This is a genomic window from Treponema sp., assembly GCF_052169735.1.
GTDB lineage: Bacteria > Spirochaetota > Spirochaetia > Treponematales > Treponemataceae > Treponema.
Genome location: NZ_JBQNBW010000033.1, coordinates 23,913 through 29,912, shown reverse-complemented (window position 1 = coordinate 29,912; position 6,000 = coordinate 23,913). Strand labels below are relative to the sequence as shown.

Sequence of the window (6,000 nt, the reverse complement as noted above, 5' to 3'; positions counted from 1 at the left end):
ACCGCGTTGTATCTTTTAATAAATGATAACCCCATAGAAACCGGCGACACTATCGGCGGCATACCGGACGGTTCAGCACAACCCGAACGATGGATATGCCGTTACGAAGAATCGCTTATTTAGCCCGTACGCGAAGTTCTCGATATAGATACCGGCGCCTATGCTGCGGGTAACAGACAGTATGAATAAAGAAGTCGAATATCAAGAATTTATTCGGAATTATTTTAATTTCGGCACAGCCTTTTCATTCGCTTTTTTTGATCTTCCCGAAAATTATAATTTTTCAGATATTACCGAAAAGAAGCCTACCACTCAGTTATTAAATACAGATGAATAACAATATTCAATAACAAAAAGAAAAAACTATACAGAAAGATCAATACAAAAACATACGGTGTATGGCACAGATATGGCATTGATTACCGCTTTGAAAGAGCAAAATTAAAAAATACGGATATTACCGGCTTATGAGTTAATTGTGAGTTTGTGAAATTATACAGAAACTATAAATACGGGATACTCAGGAATTTTAGCTACTTTATTCTACACAATAGTATGTGTAAAATAAATACTGAGGTAAAGGCTATAGCAACAAATCTTGCAGTAGATGAAGAATTACTCAATACCGCTTATAAAATCGGCGGATACAGTACAAAAAAAGAAACGGTAAACACAGTGATTGAAGAGTTCATTGAACGGCGAAAATCTGAAGAGCTTATACAGTTATTCGGAAAAATTGAATATCATCCTTCTTATAATTATAAGAAGATACGATCACGATGAAATTTGTATTAGTTGATACGTCCATATAGTCGCTTGCCTTTAGAAAAAAGCGTCCGGATAGTCATGACAAAAAATTGATAGCATATCTTACATTTCTCATCCGTAATCATTATGCGATTATGATCGGTCCACTTAATCTACGGTGCGGGAATACCCGTGATGTGAGTATGCCATATCACGGGATAGTATTATTTGGATGCCTGCGCGATAATGTTATACACTGCATCATGGATAACCGAGTTGGTGATTAATAAATCATCTATTTCTTGTCGCGGATTATTCGATAGATTGGTTACCTTACCGCCCGCTTCGCTGACAATCAGCTTACCGGCGCAGGAACTTAAGCCCATTGACGGCTTGACGTTAATCATCGCTTCGCTTTTGCCGGTGGCAAGCCAGATAAGCTCATAGACCGTACAAACAATTATCCGTATGCCGCGTACATGCGGCTGTAATTTTTGTATAAGGTCGAGTACTTTTCCGCGGTATTCGGCATTATAACTCGATGTTAAACAAATACTGACAATCGATTCGTCAAGCCGCGAACGCTGCGACACCCGCAGTTTCATAGTGCCGCAGTACGCTCCCTCGCCTTTGATTGCGTAGTAAATAGCGTTATTCGGCCAATCGAATATGATGCCGAAAATCGTTTCTTTATTTTTCCGCAAGGCGAGCGTTGTGCCGAACATTGGAATACCGGCAGCAAAATTCACTGTACCATCAATCGGATCGATAAGCCATTCGTAGGAACTATCCCCACGGTTTTCGCCGTATTCTTCGCCGATAAACGTATGATCGGGAAAGCGCTGCCGGATGCCTTCTACAATTGCTTGTTCCATAAACCGGTCGGTAAACGTGGCAATATCGTTCAATTCTTTTTTTTCAATTCCTTGAACACTATACCGTGATGCTTCCCGATAGGCTCCCGTTACCAGCGGAACTAAATAATCGCAGAGGTGATGTAATGTTTCTGACGTCATGCTGCTATCCATTAAACTGCAAGTGTGAACCCCTAAAAACTAACCTTGAGTTTTAGAGATACCCAAGTGCCCCATTGCAATATTTGCTTCGGTTTCTTTATCGAAGAGGATGATGGAGTTGCCGGAAAAATCGAATGAGACTTTTTTATCAATGTTATAATCGACACTGCCGAACACAACGGAAGTAAGAATGGTGCCGTGTGAATTGATCTTAACGGTTGTTTCCATGCCCGCAGGTAAGGTTGAAAAGACGGTGCCCTCTGCACTTCCGTGTTCGCTTATCTGCACATATTCAGGACGGATGCCGAGAATAACGCTTTTTTCTTCAAACGGGAGCGGCGTATCGCTGACAAATTCCGCCTGCAATCCGCAAAATTGAATGGTACCCTTACGGTATTCCGCCTCGATAAAATTCATAGTAGGATTACCGATAAAGTCGCCGACAAATACACATGACGGCTTATTGTACATCTCGAGCGGAGCGGCGTATTGCTTTAACAGTCCCTTTTCCATAATGCAGACCTTCGTCGAAAGCGTCATCGCTTCCAACTGATCATGCGTAACATACACAAATGTGGAATCGGTGGTGCTGTGCAGCCGTTTCAGTTCAACCCGTATTTCCGTCCTCAGCTTTGCATCAAGGTTGGACAGCGGCTCATCCATAAATAAAATTTTGGGGTTGGGAGCAAGCGTGCGCGCAATGGCCACCCGCTGTTGTTGTCCGCCTGAAAGCTCACTCGGATATCTTTTTTCAAATTGCTCGATTTTCAGCAAGGCAAGCAGCTCCGCCACCCGTTCTCTGATGCGCTGGCTATCCCACTTTAAGTTTTGCAAGCCGAATGCGATATTTTGATACACCGTCATGTGCGGCCACAACGCATAGTTTTGAAACAAAAAGCCGACATTCCGTTTTGATGGCGGCACATTGATTCCTTTCTCCGAATCGAAGACGGGTGTGCCGTCGATAATAATCTTTCCCGATGTAGGCGTTTCCAGTCCCGCAATCATCCGGAGCGTTGTGGTTTTTCCGCAGCCGGAAGGGCCAAGCAGCGTTACAAATGCACGGTCGTCTATTGTCATATTGAGGTTATCGACGCCGACAAACTTTCCCCACTGCTTTGTCACCTGTTCCAATATAATCTCAGACATCTTATTTTCCTCCTACGCCTTTCGTAACGCTTGCGCCTGTCAATTTATTCACCACCCAGTTGATAAGCAGCACGATAATGACAATCAATAAGTTTAACGCATTGCCGTACTGAGAATATCCTTTTTCGTTGTAATACATCAGTAGGGTTGTTGTAATGAAATTACTATCCACAATCAAAAGCACGAACAAAGACAATTCGCGCATACACGAGATAAACGGCAAAAGATATCCCGACAAGAAACTCGGCTTTTGAATCGGAAAGATAATTTTCAGCATCCGTTTCCACCACGGCGTATTGGTTAAAATGGCGGCTTCTTCTATTTCGCCTGACAGCTGCAGCATCGCGCCTGTAGCGGACTTTGTTGCAAAAGGCATATATTTAATAGCGCCGACCAACACGAGCAGAAAAAACGATCCGTATAAAAACGACCAGTTAACCGACAGCGCAAGGTACGCCATACCGAACGCCATCGAAGGAATAAGATATGGAATAAACGCGAGTGTGCTCACGATTTTTGATAGCTTGGAATGCCGTTTGTTTACAACCGCGTAGCCGACCAACAATCCGCACGTACCGGCAATCAGTGCGCAGGCAAGTGAGAGCAGTAAGCTATGCCCCAGCGCACTCCATACATGAGCATTGACCAAAATACCGCCTTCCCAGTTATAGTATTGCGCTTGCAGCGCTTGAGAATTAGGGTCTCCGATCCAGAAATGAAACGACATATTGCCGAGTGTATAATTACCGGCGCTTTTCAGTACCGATTCTAGTGCAAAGGTGATCATCGGCAGAATGGAGATAGCGAAGACGATAAGAAGACCTGCTGCTGCAAGCGGCCGCCGCGCTGCTTTTAGATTGATGAATGATACTTGCGAACTTTTGCCGGTTACCGTTGTGTATGACTTCCGTTTTCCCGTAAACAGGTTGTTGATGCCCAGTACGAATAGCCCTAATACTACCAGCACGATACCGACGGCATAGCCTTGCGCCGGATATGCCTGATTAAAGTAGGTCATCGAGGTGGTTAACGTCATAAAGCCGATAGGCGTACCGAGAAAAACGGGTACCGCATACGCGCTTACGGAACTGGCGAACACCAGCAAAAACGTATTCATCATCGCGGGAGCTACAATCGGTAAGGTAATCTTTGTAAGGATTCTCCAGCGCGGCGTTTTTAGAATGGTTGCCGCTTCTTCAAGGTTTGCATCCATGTTTTTCAGAATACCGCCGATCAGAATATAGGCAAACGGCGCATAGTGAATACCGAGTGTCATTCCGATAGGGAACCGTCCGTAGACAAACCACTCCGGCGCATAGATATGGAACAACGAAGCGATAATGCCGTTTGCACTGCATCCGTGCATCGTTACGTTAGCAAACATGTTGTGCCAAAAAAGCGCAATCGTCCACGACGGCATAATGTACGGAAATAAAAGCAGCGCCGATATCGGTTTTTTCAGCGGGATATTCGTCCGGTTGATAAACCATGCAAATACTCCGCCGATAACAATCGCAACTGCGGAAGCAATCAACGCCATGGAAATTGAGTTAAACAGCGGAACGTAAAAGTAATTTTTACTGTAGTTATACTCCGATGTGAGTAAAAGCGATTTCCATCCGCTGAGCGATATGCTTCCCGCCGGCTCTCCATGAAACAAAGCCTCCCGTAAATGTACGGTAAAACTTTCGATAATCATCGAAATGAGCGGGAAGATAGCCGTTACACCGAGTAAAATGAGCGCAACGGTAAGAATGATATTTGAAGGCTGTGCGAAAAACGCTTTTAACTTGTTGCCGGCCCTCTTCACGGTAAGTGTCATAGGTTTCATATATATACAAGATACAAACCGGATCAATTATATCCTTCAAGAAGTTTGACAATCGATGCCCAATCGGATTTTACATCGGCATAATTTTCCAGTACAAATCCGTCGAGTAACGAATCTATGTCCTGTTGTACCGTGTTATTTGTAGAATACACCCCATTCCCTTCCTGATAGGTTGCAATGCCTTCTGCCGTCGACAGATAGTTAATAAAGAGCATCGCGGTATACGGACGGTCGGTTGTTTTTGCAATCTGTGTATAAAATTTATACGCATAACCGTTAAAGCCTTTCATTTTGTTGAAAAATTTTACTTTGTTATACGTTCCCTCTGCACCGGTTGAATACTTTGTTACCGGAGAAAATCCGATAACGGGCTTTTCCGCATCGACAACAATCTTGGAGGCTATCTTTCCTTCACTTTCGTAATCGGTTGCTTTTTTCAAAAAACCGTCTATAAATAAATAGCCAGCATTCTTAAAGTTTCCGGCAGCAATAGCGGAATCACATGTTCCTGCGCCGTATTTTTCATCGTAAGCAGCAGACAATTTTTGTGCCCATGCATCGGTTGTCAATGCTGCCATAAACAGCTGGTTAATCGGTTCTCCCGCTTTCCGGTAATAAACTGCCGATGAGGTGTCGATTAAATCCCACACATTGGTGATCTGTGCATCGAATTTTTTATCCATTGCAAATTCTTTAAAATAGTACATAAACGCGTACATATCGCTCTTCGCTGCGCCGGGTACAATGGGATTATAATTGATAAGATTTCCAGCGCCTAATTCAACACTTAAAGAAGCTCCGTTCTGGGTAACGACTGCATCAATTTCTGCCGAACCGCCGTCAATCAGCTTTTCAATAGCAGAATAGAAATCTTTTTCATTCTGCTTTACGCCGGAACCGGTTCCTTGCAGTCCGTATTTAGCAAAAAACGCCTTGACCGTTTTATCGGTTTTCGAGGATGTGGAGTACACGGTAAAATCGCCGGTTTCCGCCTTTGCACGCTCGATTAACTGTTCAATGCTTGTGTCTTTCGCATTATTGATAACACTCAGCACATCGTCCGCTTTCTTTTGCTGCCCGCATCCGGCAATAAGCCCGATTAGTAACAAACAAACCGCTACAATTCCGCATTTTTTCATGTTAGAAGACTCCTTTTTCGTTCCTGTAAATTTTTGAAAAAACAACAGGGTATCCTGAAAGCCTCGAAACGGTTTTTCAAGAGCCCGGATGGGACTAATTATACCGCTGCTTTCAAAA

Annotated in this window: 6 protein-coding genes; 2 read left to right on the top strand and 4 right to left on the bottom strand. The window is 43.7% G+C overall.

All coding sequences use genetic code 11. The features are described 5' to 3' along the window. Positions 1 to 160: 160 nt before the first annotated feature. Positions 161 to 337 carry a hypothetical protein gene (locus tag ACTTJ8_RS06915; protein WP_442720728.1) on the top strand — a complete coding sequence of 59 codons (177 nt, stop codon included), beginning with the start codon at positions 161 to 163 and terminating at the stop codon, positions 335 to 337. A gap of 218 nt (positions 338 to 555) precedes the next feature. Then, entirely contained in the window at positions 556 to 783 is a 228-nt protein-coding gene (locus tag ACTTJ8_RS06910; RefSeq protein ID WP_442720727.1) for a type II toxin-antitoxin system VapB family antitoxin, read from the top strand. 188 nt (positions 784 to 971) lie between these two features. Here ACTTJ8_RS06910 and ACTTJ8_RS06905 read toward each other — a convergent pair whose 3' ends face one another. From ACTTJ8_RS06905 to ACTTJ8_RS06890, 4 genes are read right to left on the bottom strand one after another with little or no spacing between them, the layout of a single operon-like run. Further along, entirely contained in the window at positions 972 to 1,763 is a 792-nt protein-coding gene (locus ACTTJ8_RS06905; protein ID WP_442720726.1) for an inositol monophosphatase family protein, read from the bottom strand. Between the two features lie 39 nt (positions 1,764 to 1,802). Continuing rightward, complete coding sequence (locus ACTTJ8_RS06900) at positions 1,803 to 2,912, bottom strand: ABC transporter ATP-binding protein (RefSeq protein WP_442720725.1); 1,110 nt, start codon at positions 2,910 to 2,912, stop codon at positions 1,803 to 1,805. Position 2,913: 1 nt separating this feature from the next. Further along, positions 2,914 to 4,743, bottom strand: coding sequence for an ABC transporter permease (locus ACTTJ8_RS06895; RefSeq protein WP_442720724.1), 1,830 nt, complete (start codon positions 4,741 to 4,743; stop codon positions 2,914 to 2,916). A 23-nt stretch (positions 4,744 to 4,766) separates the two neighbouring features. Then, positions 4,767 to 5,882 (bottom strand): hypothetical protein, encoded by a 1,116-nt coding sequence (locus ACTTJ8_RS06890; RefSeq protein WP_442720723.1) that lies wholly within the window; start codon positions 5,880 to 5,882, stop codon positions 4,767 to 4,769. Positions 5,883 to 6,000: the final 118 nt, after the last annotated feature.